This is a genomic window from Halobacillus locisalis (genome assembly GCF_013694105.1).
GTDB lineage: Bacteria > Bacillota > Bacilli > Bacillales > Halobacillaceae > Halobacillus > Halobacillus locisalis.
The window spans coordinates 385,316-404,507 of sequence record NZ_JACEFG010000003.1; the positions used below are offsets into that span (position 1 = coordinate 385,316).

Consider the following 19,192-nt stretch of genomic DNA (forward strand, 5'->3'; position numbering starts at 1 on the left):
CAGCTTAATATATATTCTTTGTTTGGAAGGTGTACGATTTTGAAAAAACAAGACAACGATTTTCTTGTTAAATGGGTTGTACAAAGAAGAAAGGGAAAGCAATCTTATATGAATAAGATGAGTGTGTTATTCACGCTTTTTTATTTAACGATTTTCCTTTTATCTTCTGAGCACTATCTAGAATCTACAACCCTTTTAGGAGAATGGATAGTAACAGGCGTCTGGTACCTTTTTGTTGCTTTTTTTCTTGGTGCTTTTACTGCAAACTTGAGGTGGAAGCTAAATGAAAAGAAATATAATGATATGAGCTAGGTCGTCTTATACTTCCATGAAACACAGCAATCTTAATGCCTGATTTTCACAAAGGAGGTCTATTGTGTCGGATACATATGTAAATGTACTTCAAGTTAGGGGTAGTTCTTTTGATATTGGTATTAAGACCGGAACAGAAATTAAAAACCAACCCATAGTTAAAACTTTCGAAGCAATCACTAAGGCTGAAATTGATTATGAAAATATGAAGTCCATTTACTCTTCATTTGCTCCACACTTACTTGAGGAGTTGGATGGTTTAGCAAAGAGCTTGGAGCTGACTTCTAATAAAGCTGCAGCATTGTTTAGTGGCTATGATGTGCCGAGAACAGAAGCTATGGGGTGCTCAGCTCTTCTCACGAAAGATTATTACGTTAGAAATTATGACTTTTCCCCCTCTCTATATGACGGGCTTTTCAGTATAATACAACCCGAAAAATCTTTGGCTTCAGCGGGCTATAACCTGCAGATTCTAGGTAGGCATGATGGGGTGAACGAACAAGGCTTAGTAATGGGACTGCACTTTGTAAGCAATGAAGGTTACGCAAAAGGAATATCTCCATGGATTGCTATTCGAATGGCGTTAGATACGTGCACCACAGTTGATGAAGCTATAGTCCTGTTGAAAGAAATCCCTCATTCTGCTTGCTATAACTTCTCGATAGGAGATCGTCAGGGAAATATGGCTGTTGTTGAAGCGAGCCCAGATGAAATCGTTATTAGACGAGAGGGTTTCTTAACTTGTGTTAATCATTTTCAAGGTGACCATCTGAAAAATAAAAACCGAGATTCTATCGAGGGGTCATTAAAGCGAAATCACTATCTACATAAACTCAATGAAAATAATATGACTCATGTAGAGGCCTTCAATGAGTTCAAAAATTTAGAATCCCCATTATTCTTCACTGACTATGATAACCTTTTCGGGACTCTTCACACCTTTTCTTATTCATATCGAGATTCAAAGATTCTAACTACTATTGCACAAAGCAGTCAGACTATAGAGTTGGATTTTAAAGAGTGGGTGAATGGAAAGGATATCAAAGTCCAAAGGTTAAAAGGTGTTATAGGAACATGAGTGCTTTCAAACTGTATTCCAAAAAGACCTTAGCACATTGATAGTTGAGGTAACAGAGATATTCTATAAGCTGAGTTTAGACTTCACTAAGAATTCCTAAATTTAAAAGAAAAGCTATGTCATTTTTGATCATTGGGGAGGATTACATTGAAAAGGTACTTTATCCATGAACGCGTAACAGAATGGGGCGAAAAAAGAAGGCCTGTGATTCTTTGCTTACATGGTCTGGGGAGCACCGGCCTTAGTTTCATCGAAATTGCTGAAGAATTAAAAGACGACAGTTATTCGGTGTACATTTTTCCGATTGATTAAAAAGCAATAAATTTAAAATAGTGTTTGTTCATTAATGAAATTCCTTAGTAATAAGAACTATATAAGATAGGAGTAATGTATTGAAGAAATTTTATGTCGCTTCAAGCTTTAAAAATATCGAAAGAGTCCGTTACGTTAGTGGTGAATTGATAAAAAAAGGGTTTATCCAAACGTATGATTGGACTGAAAACGAGAGAGCCTCTTCATTCGAGAAGTTAAAACAAATCGGTACAAAGGAGAAGGTAGCCGTCGAGAAAGCGGACTTTGTCATTATTTTACTACCTGCTGGCAAAGGAAGTCATATTGAAATGGGAATGGCACTTGCTGGTGGGAAACGGATATTTCTACATTCACCTAACAATGAATTCAATCAATTTGAAACGACGAGTACCTTCTATCATCTTCCAGAAGTCATCAAATCTAATGGAGACATAAGTGACTTATTATATTTGGTTACTTCTTCTGTGGGAAATTGATCATAGTGAAGGGAATATTTCTATTCAATTCACTAATAGAAAACACGTACATAATGATAGTTAGTTCATAGACTTGGGGTGACACAATTTGCTAGTGGTAAACATCGAACAGGCTGGATACTCCGAAGGTTCAGAGGTACTCAAGGATATCCATTTTTCCATCAATCCAGGAGAACTCGTAGGTTTAATTGGACCTAACGGAGCGGGGAAAAGCACGACAGTCAAATCAATCCTTGGCATCCTCACTAACTTCACAGGGACGGTTGACGTGAGCGATTATTCGTATGTACCAGAACGACCTATCTTTTATGATAGGGCCACATTGTGGGAGCATATCGATTTTCTACAAACCATTTTAGAAGCGGATGAAGAAGAATTCAGGGAGAGAGCTGGAGAGCTTCTTGAGATCTTTCAGTTAACAGAGGTCATCCACCATTATCCAGACAGCTTTTCAAAAGGTATGCAACAGAAGGTGATGCTGATTCTCGCCTTCTTGAGAAAGCCTGATTTATACATAATTGATGAACCGTTCATGGGGCTGGACCCTAAAGCGACTAGAATTTTATTGAATTTGTTGGAAGAAGAAAAGAAGAAGGGTGCGGGAATTCTTATGTCCACGCATGTACTGGATACGGCAGAAAAACGGTGCGACAGGTTCGTTTTGATTTCTGAGGGCAGGCTAGTCATTCAAGGTAGCCTTTCGGATATTCAGGATAAAGCCGGCTTGTTGGATGGGTCTTTATTCGATTGTTTTGATAAGTTGACGGAGCATGAATCGTAATGACAGGATTCCAACTTTTCAAAAGAAGACTCGTTCAAGATGTTCAGGAACAGATGAAACCCGTTCGTGCCATATTAGACTGGAGTGTCCTTCTCTATATAGTTGTTCCTTTCATGATCGTTTTCCCGTTTTTTTATATAGATGCATGGGAAAACGTTCATCTATATTGGGGGAGAGAAGTCCCTTTCATTTTTCTTGCTGGACTGCTTCTATTAGTGGCAGGCAGAGGAAATATTAGAACCTATGTATGGGAAGCAGACTTGATTTACCTGTTGCAGAAAAAGCGACTCTTGTGGGAATTAAAACAATACGGCTTCCTATTTTCCCTTCTTTCAGCAGTACTGCGAAATTTGATCATTTTTTTATTGCCTTACCCGTTCTAATTCAGATCTACGGTTTAGATTATCGCGATATTTTATATATCGTAACCATCATTGGAGCTTATCAACTCACGATTCTTACTGTTAAAAAAGTTTTCAATAAGAAGTTATGGAAGTGGATGCTGACTGCCATTATATTTATGGCTTTCATCCTTATGATTGAAATCATTCCTCCGTCTGTTAATGCATTCATCGCAGTGGTTCTCTTGGTTACTCTTGTTCTTCTGCATAGGAACCTTGCGAAAAACAATCGCTGGCTACTGAATGAAATGCGTATTGAACAAAGTGAAAGGTCGAAATATTCCCATCTTATTTTAAAACATTCTGTAGAGGTGGAGAAAAAGTCTCACAATTACAACAAAAAACCAGGATTGTTGTTCAGGAATTCAAACAGGATATTCAAGAAAAGAAATCGGGAAAATGGTCTGTTGGAGTTCCAGTTGAAGTCATTCCTCAGAGATCGGAATTACATGCTTTCATATGCGCAGCTAGTAGGCTTGACCTGTTTTGCTCTTATCATTGTTCCTTTTTGGGTGAAAATCATCATTTATGGAAGTTTTATTTTCTTCATTCAATATTGGGGTGGGATGATCTCTAGAAAGATGCTCACGGATCCATTCTTTCAAGTTGTTCCATTAAAGGATACGAAGCTGGATGTGGTGGAAGCGGGATTTAAGAAGAGGATTTCTTATGCACCCATCATACTGACAAGTGTAATCATCCTGTATTTTTACTTCATGAACTAGTCAGTATGATAAAAGTGAAAGAGCATCATAAATTAAGCGGAGGTGATCGTATCAAAAGCGAAGAGGGATTCATAGAAAAGCATAACTATCGAACATACTACGAAGTTCATACTCCACGCGGTAATCCCTATGATTCAACTCCCATCATCCTTTTAGCTGGTGGACCCGGGCTCTCCTTTACAAGCCTGACTCCTTTACTTCAATTAGCCGAAGAAAGGAAAGTCATTGCTTATGATCAATTAGGAAGTGGAAAGTCAACGAGATCTGAAAGTTTCCGTTCCCTACATATTGAAGACTTTATAGAACAGTTCAATGCTATTGTGACAGAAATGGACCTAAAGAAATTTCATCTACTTGGTCATTCTTGGGGAACGGTTTTGGGAGTGAACATTGCTTTACAATATCCAAAAGAAACACAGAGTCTTATTTTACATAGTGGTATTGCGGACTGGAAGAAATGTCTTGAGGAAAGAGTGAAGTTTGAAGAAAAGCATTCTCCTGATGAACTAAAACAGATTATGAAGAAAGAACGGGATGGGATACCCACTTCAACAGTAGAGAGGGACAGGTTATTAAAGGCATTTAACAGCCATTTTTATTGTAGAGTTGAGTATCCTGATTATTTAAAACAATCATTAGAAGATAAGGATATAGGAACAAATCAACTCATCTGGAATCCTGAAAAAAATGAAGCGATGGCTACTTATAATATTTGTGACAGGCTACACGAAATAAAGTGCCCGGCGCTTATTGTGAGTGGCAAGTTTGATGGCATTTCAGTTGGACAAGCATCGCTGTTTAAGTCTGGGATTAAAGATAGTACACATGTCGAATTTCAAAATTCCTCTCATTACTCTCATATCGAAGAAGAGTCGCGTTTTTTGGAGTGTGTAAGGGATTTTTTGAATGATGTTGAATATTACAGGGGAGATACGAAATGAATAAAGGAATATATGAATTTGTAAATGAAGCACAGCTCAGAAAATATGCAGAACTTGCTGTACGAGCTGGTGTTAATTTGCAAGAAAACCAACTATTGATTATTCACAGTGATATAAAAGATGCTGCGTTTGCGCGTCAGATCCAAACAGCAGCTTACGAGGCAGGAGCTTCAAATGTATGGATAGATTGGACAGATGAACTGTCTACCAAAGAATTTTACATGCATGCATCAGATCGTGCTATCGACCAATTTCCTGATTGGCAGGCTGCCCGTTTTAAGGAATGGGAGGATGCAGGTGCTGCTTACATCCATATTATTTCTGAAAATCTAGAAGTCTTTAAGGAGGTTTCTGCAGAAAGGATCAATTCTTATGAAAAAGCTTCTCGTACCAAATTGAGGGATCACCATGCGAAGATCAGATCCCACGAGGTACGCTGGTGTCTTCTGGCTGTCCCGAGTGTTGAATGGGCAATGAAAGTATTTCCAAGCCTAAGTGAAGATGAAGCGGTGCAATCTTTATGGAAACTAATAGTAAAAGGGGCTCGTGCAGATGGTGAAACCCCCGTAGAAGATTGGGAAAGTCATCATAGAGCCTTCGAGTCTCGAAAAAAGATGCTGAACGAGAGTCAATTTGAATCGCTGCATTTTAAAAATAGTCTTGGGACTGATTTAGTAGTTGGTCTACCGAAAAATCACCTCTATATTGGCGGGGGTGTCACAGATAAAAAGGGAATCCCATTCTTTCCGAACGTTCCTACGGAAGAAATATTTACGGCCCCCCATAAAAATCAGGTGAATGGCAAATTGGTAGGCACCAAACCTCTTATTTATGGTGGAAGTGTCATCGATGAATTTTATCTCACTTTCAAAGATGGACGGATTACCGACTATCATGCCGTAAAGGGACAGGAAGTGTTACAGAACCTCATCGAAACAGACGAAGGCTCCCATTATCTAGGTGAAATCGCCTTGGTCTCTAGTAATTCTCCTCTTGCGCAGGCAGATACTCTTTTTTACAATACCTTGTTTGATGAAAATACGTCTTGTCATATTGGCATCGGAAATGCGTCACCCTCCAATGTTAAAAGTGGAAACGAGAAATCCGAGGAAGAGTTGAAGAGAGCGGGGCTGAATACTTCACTATTGCTAGTCAATGTGACCTTTGGGACCGAGGATATGAAAGTGGAGGGAATTAAAGAAGATGGATCTGAAGTCCTGCTCATGAAGGATGGGGATTTCCAATTCTAAAATGAAAGTTACTTTTACTGAGAGAGAAAGGGGAGCGAATTTGGTGCATAAGCTACGTGATTCACTCAACAGGTTATATCCAGTAAATATAATGAAAGTTGAATCAGTAACGGATGAAATTTTTAGGTGCATGGCTGAAGAAGAAATTTACTTTGCAAGGATTACAAATTATAAAAGTTTCAATGAACAATTAGAAGAGGTTAAATATACGGATTTCTTATATAAAGAAGGGTTGGGAGTGTCACCAACTATACCTTCTATCCATGGTCAAGTGGTAGAAAGGATAACTCTTGATCATAAAGAAATTTTAACCGTTCTTTATAAATCCGCACCTGGGGAACACTTATCAAGGAATGAGTGGAATGAAGATATTTTAAGAGAGTTAGGCAGGCAAATTGGCAAGTTGCATCGTATGTCTAAAAATTTTGAAGAACTACACCAAATAAAATATATCAACGATTGGAATGATAACGAGGAATATGATTTTCTCAAATATATTCCTAAAGAAGAGGCTGGAATTCGAGAAATTGCAAAAGAGTTACTATCAACTATTAATGAAATCCCTATAAATGATTCGAATTACGGGCTACTACACGGGGATTTATGGTTAGAGAATATACTCGTTGATAAACACAAGGATTTGACTTTGATAGATTTTCAAGATTGTGAAAAGAATTTTTATATCTTTGACTTGGCTGTCCCGATATATAGTGCAATGGAGTATTCGTTTGTCGGTGGAGGTAACATAATTGAATATGGGAGAAGTATTACGAAAGCGCTCATAGAAGGCTACGAAGAAGAAAATGTGCTATCCCCAGAAATGGTAGAAAAGCTTTCTCTATTCATTAAATTAAAAGAGGTATTTGAATACAATTTGATGCACATGTACTGGGATAAAGAAAAACTAACTGAGGAACAAATTAGAATAATGAACCACTTTAGAATGAGGATCGAATATAAGCATTCCATTCTTCATTTGTAACCACAATGGCCATTGTTGCATTGAACTATTTCAAAAAGGTACACAAAAGGATCAGTTAATACCGATACGGAGGTACATATGAAAACTCACTATTATTTAGGCTGGTTCAATCACTTTTTTCCAGAGAATCTGAAAAGCGTTTTACAGGAGGATATAACAGATAGGAAATCAGTCGTTATGATCAGCGCGAATCCATCATCTTATGAAGAAGAAGATGGTGCTACTGAACAATCATGGCTTGATCAAGCCGGCATTCTGTTTGATGAATACCATTTAATTAACAATCACGTCCTAAAGGAAGATGCCCAAACGTTGATCCAAGAAGCTTCCGTTATTTTCTTGTTGGGTGGGGATCCTCTCAAGCAAATTGCATTTTTGAAGGAATATGAATTATCGGAATGGATTAAGAAAAGCAATGCCGTTGTGATGGGGGCGAGTGCGGGTGCCATTAACATGTCCGTTAAAGGGTTCGGCTCTGAAAGCTCTGGGTTCAAAGTTGAACATAGCTCTGTTTACGACGGTATCGGCCTTGACGATTTTTCTGTCTTAGCACATTTTGACCTTGAGAATAATATGGATCTTGTCCAAAGAGAACTGTCTCCATTATCAGAAGAAATCAATATTTATGCGTCGAACAAAGATTGTGCTGTTCGTGTATTGGGAGACCGAATGGATATTATCAGTGATGTATATTTGATTTCACATTCAAAGATTCACAAATTGGAAGAGACGCTTTAGGGAGCGATAAAAAAGGGGTGAGATGAGAAAGATTCTATAAAAATGTTGGCATATGAAAAAGGAAGAAATTCACCTTCTATAGTGGGCGCTTTCTTCCTCTTCTCAATCTATATCTCTTACTTCAATTTAATTCTCACCGGCTTGTTCTCTTGTTTATCTTCTGTATCTTGTGTATGAACGGTCTTCCTGTTTTCCTTTTGCAAGGCTGTGCGTTTCATTGAACTGGTCACATCATGCAGCATATCTCCCACATCATGAACGGACTCAATTAAAGGATCGACGGCTTCCATTTTTCCTTTTACATCAACGGAAATGTCGTTCGCTTCCTGCATCAGTTCTTCTGCCTCATTTGTAATGGTGTTTACCGATTGCCGTGCGTCAGACAGCGTCTCTTTGGTTTCGGATAGTGTGGCCATGAGTTTTCGCAATGTCATAATCAAATAGACCACAAGAATGATAAACGCAATTGCTGCCAGGCTAATACTCCACTCGATAATCGAGAACCCCTCCTCTCTTCTTTCTAAGTCTATGGGGGTGTAGGGACGGACATTCCTTATCCATGCGCTTGCAAGAGTACATTTTTGAAACGAATGCAGCGTATGGCCGTATATAATGTATCGACGCTTTTGTTAGTATGTATTCGTTCCCTTTAGCATGTGGAGAGGAGAGCTCATATGAGAAACTCAAGGTTCCGTGGAATAGGAATCGTCCTTGGTGTAGCGATTGGAACTAGTGTGGGAGTAGCTGTTGATCAACTAGCGATTACTCTTCCGTTAGGCATCGTGCTCGGCTTGATTGTTGGTTCGAGTATAGACAAACGACGTGATCGTTAGGCATATGGATTGCTTCTTGGTGAACGTTATTGAAAACAGGAGGATCTCTAATGAAATGGCAAAAGATACGAACATCCCTCATAAATCACCGCGAATTTTCCTCATCTATAATCAGGAAGTAGTATGGAATACATCGCATTGGATGATTACCAAAAATCAAATTCGGAAAACTGTCCGGAGGGGGGACATGAATTGAAAAAAGCGCTGTTCATACTGTTTGGTTTTGTTTTATTGACAGGGTGTAGTACAAACTCCGGATTGTCTTATGCGGAAGTAAGTCAAGAAGAGTTGAAAAAGGATACCCAATCCTTTTTCCGAGGTGTCAAAGAAGAGAATGGGGTGCACCTTTATTTTGATAAGCGTAATGAATCAATGTTTGTATATTTGAACGAGTCTAATGTGGATCAAGGAGAAGAAGCTACATATGTTACTGGGTTTGATGTGAAAGGGGTTAAAGAGAGCTTACAGGTAAGCTATGAAAGTGATGCTATAGCTGATTCCTCCAATTTATCCTTAGATCATGAGCTTTTCTATAAAATAGAAGTAGGTAAAGAATATGAGGAAACCCTGCTTTTTCACAATGGCAAAGAGTCAAACTTCGGGACGATATCAGGAAATAATTAAAAACATGATTTTAGAAGCTATTTTATTGAATACAATCTACTTATTTAGAAAAGAGGAATTTCAAACATGACAGAAATTAAAGAAATAGGATCCTTGTGTGCTGTAGACGAGAATGGCTACATCATCAACGAATCCGATCACGGAAAAATCAACCCTAAATTTCAAGAGGCTATCCAGCTCATCATCGATAGCTGCCTATCCTTTTTACCAAAGGAAGTTCACAGCATTTACATAAGAGGGTCTGTGCCAAAAGGGGAGGATATAGATGGTGTATCGGATGTGGATGCCGTTGTCGTAACTTATTCCGATCCTCAAGATCTCAACCTTGATTGGGTAGAGGAAACGTGCCAATTGATTGATCAACGATTCTCCTTTGTAAAGGGTGTGGAATTAGGATTTTCTCCTTTGAGTGAGATGGAGGAGACCGAGTATTGCTCGATGATTCCGTTTATTCTCAAAACCTATGGTGTATGTGTTTACGGGGAGAACCTGATCAGCAAGCTGCCTGATTATAAACCCGACACCTCACTGGCGAATGAACACCTCATCCACTTATCATCTCTGATTGATACGGCCAAGGGAGAATTAAAGGGAAATGACGATCCTGAGGACATTCGAGATTGCTGTTCATGGATCATGAGAATTATCGTCAGAGCGGGTGGTGTGCTGGTCATTGACCAAGAACGTGCATACACAAGGGATTTATACCCTGCGTATGAACTATTTTCGAAGCATTATCCTGAAAAAGAGCAGGAAATGAGAAGAGCGCTTTGGTATTCGATCAATCCATTATCAAATCCTGAAGAAATCTTGGAATTCTTGAATGGATTCGGAAGTTGGATGGAGATGGAAAAAGAAAAGTGGCTTGATGTTCATAATCCAACGAGGGAAATGCATCTGCCGCTTTGATTATACTAGGCAGTAGGGACTTTCGGGGAAAAGGGAGATAGGATGAGGTGGTTTCAATAGGATGTCGCATGGTGCTTGATAAGTAAGAGCATTATGAGTAATGAGATAGGTACCAATATTGCCGTGATATGGAATGGTGCTTGTAATAAAAAACGAGCGACAATGAACGGTTTTTCTTTGAATTGAAAATCTTGAATCCTTTGTCTAAAGCCGCTTTTTCTAAGAGGTTCGTTTCTTGGAACATGATGGTCGATAGTTCTTCCGTATGTATTTTTTCTATTAAGAAGGAATACAGTTCAAAAATCTTACTGATTTCCATTTTGCGATAAGGATTCACTGTGGACCTCCTATTTTTTTCTGAGTTTCTTACTATGTCAATTGTCTCACACATCACTCTATTTCCCAATGAATCTGTTTATGAGTTGCGATTCTTAATTAATTTGAATAACTAGCCATGCAAAAAGACTGCCTAAGCAGTCTTTTTGGTTTCACCTATCATGACGGTTTAGCTGCTGAATTCCTTGGGAGATTTCTTCTAGTAGCTTGTTTTTCTCTTTTAGAGTCTTTATTAGTGATAAGGCAAACCAGATAATAAAACCTATGATGGCTATGTACATAAATACTTGGAGTAATGTTAGTAATAAATTTAAGATCGTATCAAAAATAGGCGGTTCGGTATAAATGTTTCATCATCCTTTTCACTTTTTCTTCATTTGGCAACACATGACAAGAAGATCATCATTAATCCCTCAGCAGCTATAACAATAGTTGAAATATAACACAATTCATAGTGTTACTTATGGAAAATAAGAATCTTTCTAAGTTTCATGAGTTGGTACTGTACTTTCAAACTAAGACTATACTTATACTCTTGGCAACATCAAATTAGATGTAGGGATCGGTTAAATATACAATAGATGTGTTGTTAACGAAAGAGAGGGGGATATAATATTGGGTTGGCTCTGGTTACCGTTAATTGTTGGATTTTCTTTGATTTATTATGCTCATAAGAATAAATTGAACCATCAGCAAAAAATAAGGGAAATGGATTTAAAGGAGAAGGAAATTGAGTTAGAAATGCTGAAAGAAAGAAAGAAACAGAACCAAAAAAGATGATTAATCATACGTCCTAAGGATTTCTAAATTGAATAAGGAAGCAAAGTCAATGAAAAAGAGCTTGGGATATTATGAGCTCTTTATGTATGTATTTTTTTATTGTTAATCCGTTCGCTATTTGGAATACGTAAGCACTTTGATTAAAGTCGCGATTATAAGATTTTTCGAGGTTACTAGAACTGCTTACACATTAGGGAATCCTCTTGGTTTTTAAATTGAAACGGAATGGATTTTTTATCGTATATGTACTATCAGATTATCTTGATAGCTATGAATGATTATGAATGAAGTATTGGAGGAAAGTGTGTATGATCGGGGTTAAAGTAAGAGAGAGTGGAGAAAATGTGCTGATCTCCTGGCAGTTCAGCAAAGTTAAGATTCCGATAAATGAAATCAAAGAAGTCATCAGTGATGACACTTATGGTGGTGAAGAGAGAAAGGCGATGAGAATAGGCTTCCCTTATGCTACAACAGAGAGAATTGTGATAAAAACAACTAAAGAGGATTACATACTATATACGAACAATACTTCAGTTAAAAATAAAATAGAGCAATTTATTACATGAGCGTCCGGATCGGTATGAACAATGAATCCACTTGAAATCCAGCGTCAAGGACCTTTTCGTGAAAATAACATGATGATGGAGAGAAGGAGAACAACATGAACACAATCCATGATATAGATCTAAAAGGAGACGATTATCGTTCGCTGATTGAACTTGCTTCAAAGAAATGTGATAGATTCGCCTTCGTCAAAAGAAGAGATATGATGGCAGACGAGAAAGTAGCCTTGAAATACCATAATGAATGGGTGAAAGATATTCAAAGTTCGTTCATTGAAAGGAAAGCACAATCAGAATGGCCGGGAACCCAACTCTTCGGTGCGACCGCGTATGTCTTTTATTATGAGTTGAATGAACAAACCAAGCTTTTTTTACAATCGAAAGCCCATGCTTTATTTGACTGGGTTTCTCCGCTGCCAGAAGATTTGATGTTCTATAATGGAGATGACATTTGGCTGGCGGGTTGTTCTCATGAACGCTTTATAGTTACTGAGGAATACAAGGATTTTAATGACCTGATGAATTCGATTTGACGTGTGTGAATAGAAAAAGTGTCTGCCTCAACCACCCTGGATTTAGGGCGGTTGAGTGCAGTCACTTTTCTTATGGTTTCGTGTACGTAGCAAACTCAATGAATCCAATGACGAGAACACAGACGAACATAAATCCATACAAACCGAACGCCCACCATGTGAATGTTTTCCGGTAGCGCACCCGAACCAAACTGAGGAGTCCTGTGATGATGCCGGTCGTCGGAATGATCTGCAAAAATAGATTCGCAATGGGGCTGTATCCTTCCAATGACAAAAGGAAGATATTCAAGTATCCGAGCGTCAGTAATGCGCAAATGAAGGAGACGACGCCCAATCTTGTTTCCCTCAATTTTATCTTCGGTTTCTTTTTCACCAGTTCCATAACCGCACCTCCCCGATATGGATTAACCGTACTGCTTCATGATTCTCAAGCTTCAGCAATTCTTTCGTAGGCCCTGTCACAACTCCTCCGTATGCTTTCAGTCCATTCGTTTCTAAATGATTTATTCGTTCCTCAAGGTCGAGCCATTTTGCGTGAGCAATGTTTGTTGCCTGGTTTTCATACTTGCTTAAAAAACGGAGGCTGTCCATGAATTGTTCTTCATTCATTTCTCTGGAGTGATAAGGAGACCATCCATCAGGGTCGGGTTTGGCCGGATACCCGATTGGGGGCAGGAACCCGCCTTCTGAGCTTTTTCCTTCTGCTTCCAATCCTGTATCAATCGCATACCAGATCCATTCGGCGCTCACGTCCTCCAACACACCTCGCATCTCAGTAGGGGAATACGTACCTTCAAGGGACACGTACAGTTCCGAAACCGTTCCTTCGGGCAATTTCTCAAGCTTATCCCACGCGTTCAAGTCGCGATTCGTAACTTCAGCTTCTGGGTGGAACAGCTTCTTTTGGTCAGGTAACGGGATGTCCTGAGGTGGGTTCTCGATGATGTAATGGCGGTTCGGGAATTCTGCTTGATCAAAGTTATAGGAAACGTCCCAATCGCCTAGGGAAATATCGCTTTTCCCGACGCGTTTATATAAATCCATATGAACATCGAACGTAAACAATCCGAATGTCCGCTCAATCTCCATTTCCTCCAGGCTGACATTCGGCTCGGTAACATAGACCGTCTGGATCGCGACTTGAATGAGATCTTCTGCTTTCTGGCCCCATCCATAATAAAGGTAGCTGACCATCATCATGACTGGCAGAATCAGCAGGATAATCATTGTGACATAAGCAGCGAGTGAAAACCTCGCATTTCGGATGCTGTTTTTGATGATTTTCCCGGCTTTATCCGGTTCCAACTCATCCGTAGTATCCTCAGGAGGCTTCAATTCGTCTGCGATGACTTCCTGGTAGGTATCGAGTTTCTCCAGCTCTTTTTCTACTTCGGCAGCTTCCTTATCTGAGAGGTTGCCTTCATAGTAGTCTTTCAATCGCTGCTTCCATTCCTCACTCATTCTGAGACACTTCCTTTCTATAAAGCTGTTTCAATTTTGCACGCCCTCGAAAAATATGGGTCTTCAATGTATTCTCATTAAGCAAAAGTGTGGCGGCCGCCTGTTTATGCGAGTAGCCACGTAAATCGCATAATACTATCGCCTGCTTCTGAACATCCTTCAGCTGGTCGAGCTTCTCGTAGAGTTCTTCTTTCTCGATCTTTTTCTGTACCTTCTCTTCGGCTGACGTGTCTGTCTTCATGTTCATAAAATATTCCGGCTCCTCGACATTCGTCTTCTTACTTCGCCTCACGTAGTCGATGAAGGTATGATAGGCGATTTTCAAAAGCCACGATTTCATCGATTTAGGTGGACTCTTCTCAAGGGCACCGTATGCCTTCATGAACGTATCTTGTGTCAAATCCTCCGCCAGGCTTGGGTCCCTGCAAAGAGAGAAGGTAGCGGTAGACGTCGTTTATGTATTGTTTATAAAGTTGATTGATATCCAAAGCTTCTCCTCCTCCTTTCTAAACAACGAATGAGGAGATGGAAAAGTTGCAAAATCAAGAGAAATATTTCCATAAGGTTCTTGGGTGAATTTGCTGGCGTGGTGTTATTTATTACCATATAAGTGTTACAATTGGAATAGGTTTCTTAAGGAAGATTGATTTGAAATAAGAGCAAAAGAGGTGAAGAAATGACTCTATACGACGTATTTATGTGGGTGATAATCGGCGTCATTATCGTAAGTATCGGGATGATGGTGTACAGTACCATCAAAAGTAATCACTAAAAGAGACTGCCATCTCATACGGCAGTCTCTATGTATGTTATCGAATGATGCCTGGATCCAGGAACGGTGGTGGAGGAATGTTTGTGCAGAGAATAGCGGTGGATATGGATGACGTAATAGCGGATCCTCTATCTAAACATTTAGAGATATTTAATACAAGGTACAATGAGAATATTTCAGTAAACGATTTACAAAGTACATATTTGACAGAAGTACGACCTCATTTACGAGAAGAGATTATGAACATATTAAACGAACCAGGTTTTTTTGGTGATTTAAGAGTCATGGAAGGCAGCCAAGAAGTCCTGAAAGAACTGAGTCAGCATTATGAGGTATTCATAGTGACAGCGGCTATGGAGATGCCGACGTCTTTCACCTCTAAATATGAATGGTTGAAAGAACATTTCGGCTTTTTGGATCAGCGCAACTTTGTCTTTTGCGGGGATAAAAGTATAGTCGATGCCGATTACCTGATTGATGACAACCCTAAGCATTTCAGAAGATTTAAAGGTAAGGGGATCTTATTTACTTCCCCTTATAATGGTGCTGAAACGGATTATGTAAGAGTGAACAATTGGAATGAGATAAGGCATTATTTCCTTAAATGAATGCGAATTGGTCATCGATTTAGTATTCTCACGAAAAATGCCTGCCCCCTTAAGACGTTATCGGGGAACAGGCACTCCTATTCGTATAATCAATTTTTCTCAAGTCTGAATCCGATGTACTGTAACGCGCTCTCCAGATTCAAGGTTGTCTTAATATCTCGGAACAAAGAGGGCATATTCGTCGTCTGAATTGCGACTTCTGAGCGGATGCCGGTGATCAATGGAGTGATGCCGAGCAGGTTGAGCATGTCGGCAAGCTGGGATAGCGATTGAATCGTGATTTCATCTACTGTATCAACCCCTGACAAATCGATTACGAGATAATCCAACATCAGCTCCTGACTCCTCGACAAGACGACTTCACTAAGGCCCCTCAACCTGTCTTCGTTGAGAGTGCCGATGATCGGTAGGATTCCGATACCTTCTGTAATCGGTACAAGCGGAACAGAAAGATTGGTGATTTCTTTATGGGCGGCATCGAGTTCAAGGACGTACGACAATAGCGAGCTTGCTGTCTCGAACAGCTCCACATGGTCGTCGGAGAATTTGACGGATGTCGTGTCGAGTCCACAAATTGTACCGTAATTGTCGCCATTTTCATAGTTGATGGGTATACCGATGAAACTTCCGCTTCCGAGATTCTTCGTCACTTCCAAATCCTTTGTCGTCTCATTTTTGTTGATATCCTCAATTAGCAACACACAATTGCCGTGGTTGATGCTCAAGTTGCAGAACGTCTGATCGAATGGAGTCTGTTCGCCTGTATGTAATAATTCTGTGTCTTCGTTCCGAACCTTGACGATTTCGTTTGTGGTCCGATCATTTTTTGCAATGAAGACCGTATTCACATCGGCTAGTTTGGCAATCATCTTTAGAATCGTATCTGCCGCTTCGTCAAAATTATTCAGCTTCTTCAATGGAATCTTTGAGCTTTTCATTTTCTATCTTCCTTTCCTGTTCCTAACTTATACTTATTTCCTTTTTTTAAGGGTAGTTAAACATAGAATTTTTAGAGAAACGATGGGGCCGTGCACCCACGATGCTATATTTTTAAAAAAATGATCATCAGGTGAGGTGGTGTGTGAATTTAGGGTGACGTGAGGCTGGCAGCTTGAGGGAGGAATCATAGTTTGGAGAAAGTCGTCAAAATTTCGTCGTTGATCATACTGGTGCTGAGTTTATCTTTTCTTATCTTGGATTCAATGTTACATATAATTGACGTGCCGATGATGGTTTGGACGCCTAGCATGTTGGTTTACTGGTTCATTCTTGGATATAGAGATTGCGTAGAAGAGGGTAGTAAAGTATGGGGTGTATTATTGATGGGAGTTTCGTCGATTGCGTTCGTCTCACTTTTTTTCCTCCGGTTCGTTTCCTTTCCGTAGAAACCATTACACAAGCTATCTATTTTCCTTAATCGCAATAAAGAGCTCTCTTACAAATGTTCCGGTCACAAAGGATAGAACAATGACGACCAATAGATTCAACCCTCTTAGAAAAGTGTACGGTGTAAACATAACGGTATAACTGAAAACGATGATTTGAATTCCGAAAAGGATAGACATCAGAATTAAGAATTTTTTAGTAGGTTTGTTGGACTGCTTCATTTTATATAGCCTCATTTCAAATGTAAAGTGCCTGACTCCCAATGCTTTATCACTGCAAAAAGCTTGGCGTCAGGCACTTTTTTTATGACTTCATTAATAGATATAGGAAGTAAATACCCCCGATCACCGAAACCACCAGTCCAACGGGGATTTCGGATGGAGCGAGAACATTTCGTCCGACGGTATCCGCGACCAATAGAAGCAGGGCTCCCATCAGGGCGGAAATCGGGATAAGGGCACCGTGCATTGATCCCACGAGTTTTCGGGCCAAGTGGGGCACGACGAGTCCGATGAAGGCGATGCCTCCGCCGACGGATACGCTCGCTCCTGCTAAAGCGACCGCGATCATGAGCAGGATCCGTCGCTCCCGTTCAACAGCGGCACCGAGGCCGGCTGCCACTTCATCGCCGAAGTGGAGCGTATTCAACGTGCCGGCCTTTGAGATGGCAAACGGAATAAGGATCAGAACCCAAGGCAATAGCGTAAGGACATACACCCAGTCCGTGCCGGAGATATTACCGGAAAGCCAGACCGTTGCGCGTGTGAAGTCTTTCGGATCCATTTTCAACTGAAAAATGATGATCAATGCTGAAAAGGCACTGTTGATTCCGATTCCGACGAGCACGAGGCGCATCGGCGATACGCCGTTTTTCCATGAAATCGCATAGATGAGCACGGCGGCGAGCGTCGAACCGAACAGGGACGCGATCGGCATGAAGAAGACGGATAGATCAGATCCTCCCATATCTCCTTGGAAGAAAAAGATATAAAGGATGACGGAAAAGCCTGCGCCGGCATTGATGCCGATAATCCCGGGATCGGCGAGGTCATTTTGGGTGACACTTTGCAAGATGGCACCAGATACGGCCATGGCCGCTCCGATGAGCAGGGCGATGACCATTCGCGGCAAGCGGAAATGGACGAGGACCATCTGATTTTGTGCCTCTCCGTCACCTGTAAGCGTGCGGAAGATTTCCATTGGCGATATGCTGATGACGCCAAGGTTCAGGCTGATGATCAGCGTCGTGATGATGCTTGCGATCAATAAAAACGCGATGGTCCAACTTCTTTTTACATATGCGCTCATGATGTACTCCCCCCGTCATTTCTGGCTAGATAGAGGAAGAATGGAACACCGATCAGCGCCGTGACCGTTCCGACAGGTGTTTCAAACGGAGGATTGATCATACGCGAAACGGTATCCGCGACGACGAGCAGGATCGCTCCGAGAACTGCTGAACACGGAATGATCGTCCGGTAATCCGCTCCGACTAAGAAGCGGGTGATGTGCGGAATGACCAACCCGATGAATCCGATTGTGCCGGCGACAGAAACCGCGGCTCCTGTCAGCATGAGTACGACGATGGTACCGAGGAATTTCGTGAGTTTCGTTTGCTGGCCTAATCCTCTCGCGACATCTTCACCGAGGTTCAGCGCTGAAATCGACTTTGCTAACATAAGCGCAAGGATCAATCCGATAATCGAAACCGGCGCCAGCAGTTTGACGTGAATCCACTGGATGCTCGACAGTCCGCCAGCGTACCAGAAGCTGATATCCTTCGCCACGTTAAAATGAATCGTGATCGCGGTCGAAATCGACGTGAAAAGCGCAGTTACCGCGGTTCCGGCAAGGGCTAACTTAACAGGCGTCAAGCCGGATTTGGAAACGGAGCCGACTAGGAAGACGGTGGCTGTTCCAAGACCTGCCCCGACAAACGCCCATAGCATCATCATGACGTTGGATGCCGATGGGAAAAGGGCGAGCAGGATGGCGATCGTGAACATCGCACCCGCCGTTACACCCATAATGGATGGGGAAGCGAGCGCGTTGCGTGTCATGCCTTGCATGATTGCACCGGACATCGCCAAAGCGGCCCCGATCATAGCGGCTGCTAAGGCACGTGGAATCCTCAAGTTCCGGATGATTTGGTGAGAGGGTTGGCTCTCATTAAACGTGTTAAGACTATTCCATATGGTGGAGAGGTCAATGTCTGCCGCTCCGTACATGATGGATAATGCCATCGATAATATCAAAAGGGCGAGCCCCACTGTCAAAATGATGGTGGCCGCCAAGGTTTTATTCGTGAATGAAAACGTTCTGGAATGGCTTTGGGGCAAAGACAACGCCCTCCTTCTCATTGAACCTCGTAGGTTGTTTACTAGACTTACA

General features: G+C 40.9%; 24 protein-coding genes and 3 pseudogenes. 18 read left to right on the forward strand and 9 right to left on the reverse strand.

Annotated elements, in window-relative coordinates:
* Positions 1-39 precede the first annotated feature (39 nt).
* The 10 genes and pseudogenes from H0266_RS15050 to H0266_RS15095 all read left to right on the forward strand — a co-directional run bounded on the left by H0266_RS15050 (position 40) and on the right by H0266_RS15095 (position 7,996).
* A complete protein-coding gene (locus H0266_RS15050) occupies positions 40-312 on the forward strand; it encodes a hypothetical protein (protein WP_181473245.1) in 273 nt (90 codons plus the stop codon).
* 64 nt (positions 313-376) lie between these two features.
* Positions 377-1,390 (forward strand): C45 family autoproteolytic acyltransferase/hydrolase, encoded by a 1,014-nt coding sequence (locus H0266_RS15055; protein ID WP_181473246.1) that lies wholly within the window; start codon positions 377-379, stop codon positions 1,388-1,390.
* Between the two features lie 147 nt (positions 1,391-1,537).
* Positions 1,538-1,669, forward strand: a pseudogene (locus H0266_RS15060) (alpha/beta fold hydrolase); the annotation flags it as partial.
* Between the two features lie 113 nt (positions 1,670-1,782).
* The gene (locus H0266_RS15065; protein WP_181473248.1) at positions 1,783-2,178 is read left to right on the forward strand and encodes a group-specific protein; all 396 of its coding nucleotides are present in this window, start codon (positions 1,783-1,785) and stop codon (positions 2,176-2,178) included.
* Between the two features lie 88 nt (positions 2,179-2,266).
* Entirely contained in the window at positions 2,267-2,959 is a 693-nt protein-coding gene (locus H0266_RS15070) for an ABC transporter ATP-binding protein (RefSeq protein WP_181473249.1), read from the forward strand.
* Between the two features lie 53 nt (positions 2,960-3,012).
* Positions 3,013-4,085 (forward strand): annotated as a pseudogene (locus H0266_RS15075) (ABC transporter permease).
* A gap of 5 nt (positions 4,086-4,090) precedes the next feature.
* Positions 4,091-5,026 carry an alpha/beta fold hydrolase gene (locus H0266_RS15080; RefSeq protein ID WP_220127290.1) on the forward strand — a complete coding sequence of 312 codons (936 nt, stop codon included), beginning with the start codon at positions 4,091-4,093 and terminating at the stop codon, positions 5,024-5,026.
* On the forward strand, positions 5,023-6,276 hold the full coding sequence (locus H0266_RS15085) for an aminopeptidase (protein WP_181473252.1): 1,254 nt from the start codon (positions 5,023-5,025) through the stop codon (positions 6,274-6,276). Before H0266_RS15080 ends, H0266_RS15085 begins: the two co-directional genes overlap by 4 nt.
* Positions 6,277-6,367: 91 nt before the next feature.
* Positions 6,368-7,258, forward strand: coding sequence for a phosphotransferase enzyme family protein (locus H0266_RS15090; protein ID WP_246364131.1), 891 nt, complete (start codon positions 6,368-6,370; stop codon positions 7,256-7,258).
* 78 nt (positions 7,259-7,336) lie between these two features.
* Complete coding sequence (locus tag H0266_RS15095) at positions 7,337-7,996, forward strand: Type 1 glutamine amidotransferase-like domain-containing protein (protein ID WP_181473254.1); 660 nt, start codon at positions 7,337-7,339, stop codon at positions 7,994-7,996.
* A gap of 116 nt (positions 7,997-8,112) precedes the next feature.
* Here the strand turns inward: H0266_RS15095 and H0266_RS15100 are convergent, their stop codons facing one another.
* Entirely contained in the window at positions 8,113-8,610 is a 498-nt protein-coding gene (locus tag H0266_RS15100; RefSeq protein WP_343063325.1) for a DUF948 domain-containing protein, read from the reverse strand.
* Between the two features lie 60 nt (positions 8,611-8,670).
* Between H0266_RS15100 and H0266_RS15105 the strand changes: the two genes are divergently transcribed.
* From H0266_RS15105 to H0266_RS15120, 4 genes are all read left to right on the forward strand, one after another.
* Complete coding sequence (locus H0266_RS15105) at positions 8,671-8,829, forward strand: glycine zipper domain-containing protein (RefSeq protein WP_181473256.1); 159 nt, start codon at positions 8,671-8,673, stop codon at positions 8,827-8,829.
* Between the two features lie 4 nt (positions 8,830-8,833).
* Entirely contained in the window at positions 8,834-9,025 is a 192-nt protein-coding gene (locus H0266_RS15110) for a monothiol bacilliredoxin BrxC family protein (RefSeq protein WP_181473257.1), read from the forward strand.
* Complete coding sequence (locus H0266_RS15115; protein ID WP_181473258.1) at positions 9,022-9,453, forward strand: hypothetical protein; 432 nt, start codon at positions 9,022-9,024, stop codon at positions 9,451-9,453. Before H0266_RS15110 ends, H0266_RS15115 begins: the two co-directional genes overlap by 4 nt.
* A gap of 66 nt (positions 9,454-9,519) precedes the next feature.
* On the forward strand, positions 9,520-10,362 hold the full coding sequence (locus tag H0266_RS15120) for a nucleotidyltransferase (protein ID WP_181473259.1): 843 nt from the start codon (positions 9,520-9,522) through the stop codon (positions 10,360-10,362).
* A gap of 91 nt (positions 10,363-10,453) precedes the next feature.
* Here the strand turns inward: H0266_RS15120 and H0266_RS15125 are convergent, their stop codons facing one another.
* Positions 10,454-10,699 (reverse strand): hypothetical protein, encoded by a 246-nt coding sequence (locus H0266_RS15125; RefSeq protein ID WP_181473260.1) that lies wholly within the window; start codon positions 10,697-10,699, stop codon positions 10,454-10,456.
* A 614-nt stretch (positions 10,700-11,313) separates the two neighbouring features.
* Here H0266_RS15125 and H0266_RS15130 point away from each other — a divergent pair.
* The 3 genes from H0266_RS15130 (at position 11,314) to H0266_RS15140 (ending at position 12,574) form a co-directional block, all read left to right on the forward strand.
* Positions 11,314-11,478, forward strand: a complete 165-nt coding sequence (locus H0266_RS15130) for a hypothetical protein (protein ID WP_181473261.1) — start codon at positions 11,314-11,316, stop codon at positions 11,476-11,478.
* 308 nt (positions 11,479-11,786) lie between these two features.
* A complete protein-coding gene (locus H0266_RS15135; RefSeq protein ID WP_181473262.1) occupies positions 11,787-12,044 on the forward strand; it encodes a SunI/YnzG family protein in 258 nt (85 codons plus the stop codon).
* Between the two features lie 95 nt (positions 12,045-12,139).
* Positions 12,140-12,574, forward strand: coding sequence for a stage III sporulation protein AH (locus tag H0266_RS15140; protein ID WP_181473263.1), 435 nt, complete (start codon positions 12,140-12,142; stop codon positions 12,572-12,574).
* Positions 12,575-12,644: 70 nt separating this feature from the next.
* On the opposite strand, the gene H0266_RS15145 is transcribed toward H0266_RS15140, so the two are convergent.
* From H0266_RS15145 to H0266_RS15155, 3 genes and pseudogenes are all read right to left on the reverse strand, one after another.
* Positions 12,645-12,956 carry a hypothetical protein gene (locus H0266_RS15145; RefSeq protein WP_181473264.1) on the reverse strand — a complete coding sequence of 104 codons (312 nt, stop codon included), beginning with the start codon at positions 12,954-12,956 and terminating at the stop codon, positions 12,645-12,647.
* Positions 12,944-14,035, reverse strand: a complete 1,092-nt coding sequence (locus tag H0266_RS15150; RefSeq protein ID WP_181473265.1) for an anti-sigma factor — start codon at positions 14,033-14,035, stop codon at positions 12,944-12,946. The genes H0266_RS15145 and H0266_RS15150 overlap by 13 nt, the downstream gene beginning before the upstream one ends.
* A pseudogene (locus H0266_RS15155) lies at positions 14,028-14,456 on the reverse strand (sigma-70 family RNA polymerase sigma factor); the annotation flags it as partial. The gene H0266_RS15150 and the pseudogene H0266_RS15155, both read right to left, overlap by 8 nt.
* 428 nt (positions 14,457-14,884) lie before the next feature.
* On the opposite strand from H0266_RS15155, the gene H0266_RS15160 reads away from it, so the two are divergent.
* Complete coding sequence (locus H0266_RS15160; RefSeq protein WP_220127291.1) at positions 14,885-15,415, forward strand: 5' nucleotidase, NT5C type; 531 nt, start codon at positions 14,885-14,887, stop codon at positions 15,413-15,415.
* 89 nt (positions 15,416-15,504) lie between these two features.
* Here H0266_RS15160 and H0266_RS15165 read toward each other — a convergent pair whose 3' ends face one another.
* The 4 genes from H0266_RS15165 to H0266_RS15180 form a co-directional block, all read right to left on the reverse strand.
* On the reverse strand, positions 15,505-16,353 hold the full coding sequence (locus H0266_RS15165; protein ID WP_181473268.1) for an STAS domain-containing protein: 849 nt from the start codon (positions 16,351-16,353) through the stop codon (positions 15,505-15,507).
* 462 nt (positions 16,354-16,815) lie between these two features.
* Positions 16,816-17,022: a hypothetical protein gene (locus tag H0266_RS15170; protein WP_181473269.1), complete on the reverse strand. Its 207-nt coding sequence runs from the start codon at positions 17,020-17,022 to the stop codon at positions 16,816-16,818.
* A gap of 82 nt (positions 17,023-17,104) precedes the next feature.
* Positions 17,105-18,109: a FecCD family ABC transporter permease gene (locus tag H0266_RS15175; protein ID WP_181473270.1), complete on the reverse strand. Its 1,005-nt coding sequence runs from the start codon at positions 18,107-18,109 to the stop codon at positions 17,105-17,107.
* Complete coding sequence (locus H0266_RS15180) at positions 18,106-19,161, reverse strand: FecCD family ABC transporter permease (RefSeq protein ID WP_181473271.1); 1,056 nt, start codon at positions 19,159-19,161, stop codon at positions 18,106-18,108. Before H0266_RS15180 ends, H0266_RS15175 begins: the two co-directional genes overlap by 4 nt.
* Between the last annotated feature and the right edge of the window lie 31 nt (positions 19,162-19,192).

Bases quoted from the DNA above. Each gene is read 5' to 3' on its own strand.
- H0266_RS15085 (WP_181473252.1), top strand. From the start codon at position 5,023: ATGAATAAAGGAATATATGAATTTGTAAATGAAGCACAGCTCAGAAAA.
- H0266_RS15080 (WP_220127290.1), top strand. From the start codon at position 4,091: ATGATAAAAGTGAAAGAGCATCATAAATTAAGCGGAGGTGATCGTATC.
- H0266_RS15165 (WP_181473268.1), bottom strand. From the start codon at position 16,353: ATGAAAAGCTCAAAGATTCCATTGAAGAAGCTGAATAATTTTGACGAA.
- H0266_RS15150 (WP_181473265.1), bottom strand. From the start codon at position 14,035: ATGAGTGAGGAATGGAAGCAGCGATTGAAAGACTACTATGAAGGCAAC.
- H0266_RS15120 (WP_181473259.1), top strand. From the start codon at position 9,520: ATGACAGAAATTAAAGAAATAGGATCCTTGTGTGCTGTAGACGAGAAT.
- H0266_RS15110 (WP_181473257.1), top strand. From the start codon at position 8,834: ATGGATTGCTTCTTGGTGAACGTTATTGAAAACAGGAGGATCTCTAAT.
- H0266_RS15095 (WP_181473254.1), top strand. From the start codon at position 7,337: ATGAAAACTCACTATTATTTAGGCTGGTTCAATCACTTTTTTCCAGAG.
- H0266_RS15105 (WP_181473256.1), top strand. From the start codon at position 8,671: ATGAGAAACTCAAGGTTCCGTGGAATAGGAATCGTCCTTGGTGTAGCG.
- H0266_RS15135 (WP_181473262.1), top strand. From the start codon at position 11,787: ATGATCGGGGTTAAAGTAAGAGAGAGTGGAGAAAATGTGCTGATCTCC.
- H0266_RS15175 (WP_181473270.1), bottom strand. From the start codon at position 18,109: ATGAGCGCATATGTAAAAAGAAGTTGGACCATCGCGTTTTTATTGATC.
- H0266_RS15170 (WP_181473269.1), bottom strand. From the start codon at position 17,022: ATGAAGCAGTCCAACAAACCTACTAAAAAATTCTTAATTCTGATGTCT.
- H0266_RS15145 (WP_181473264.1), bottom strand. From the start codon at position 12,956: ATGGAACTGGTGAAAAAGAAACCGAAGATAAAATTGAGGGAAACAAGA.
- H0266_RS15180 (WP_181473271.1), bottom strand. From the start codon at position 19,161: ATGAGAAGGAGGGCGTTGTCTTTGCCCCAAAGCCATTCCAGAACGTTT.
- H0266_RS15090 (WP_246364131.1), top strand. From the start codon at position 6,368: ATGAAAGTTGAATCAGTAACGGATGAAATTTTTAGGTGCATGGCTGAA.
- H0266_RS15140 (WP_181473263.1), top strand. From the start codon at position 12,140: ATGAACACAATCCATGATATAGATCTAAAAGGAGACGATTATCGTTCG.
- H0266_RS15160 (WP_220127291.1), top strand. From the start codon at position 14,885: ATGTTTGTGCAGAGAATAGCGGTGGATATGGATGACGTAATAGCGGAT.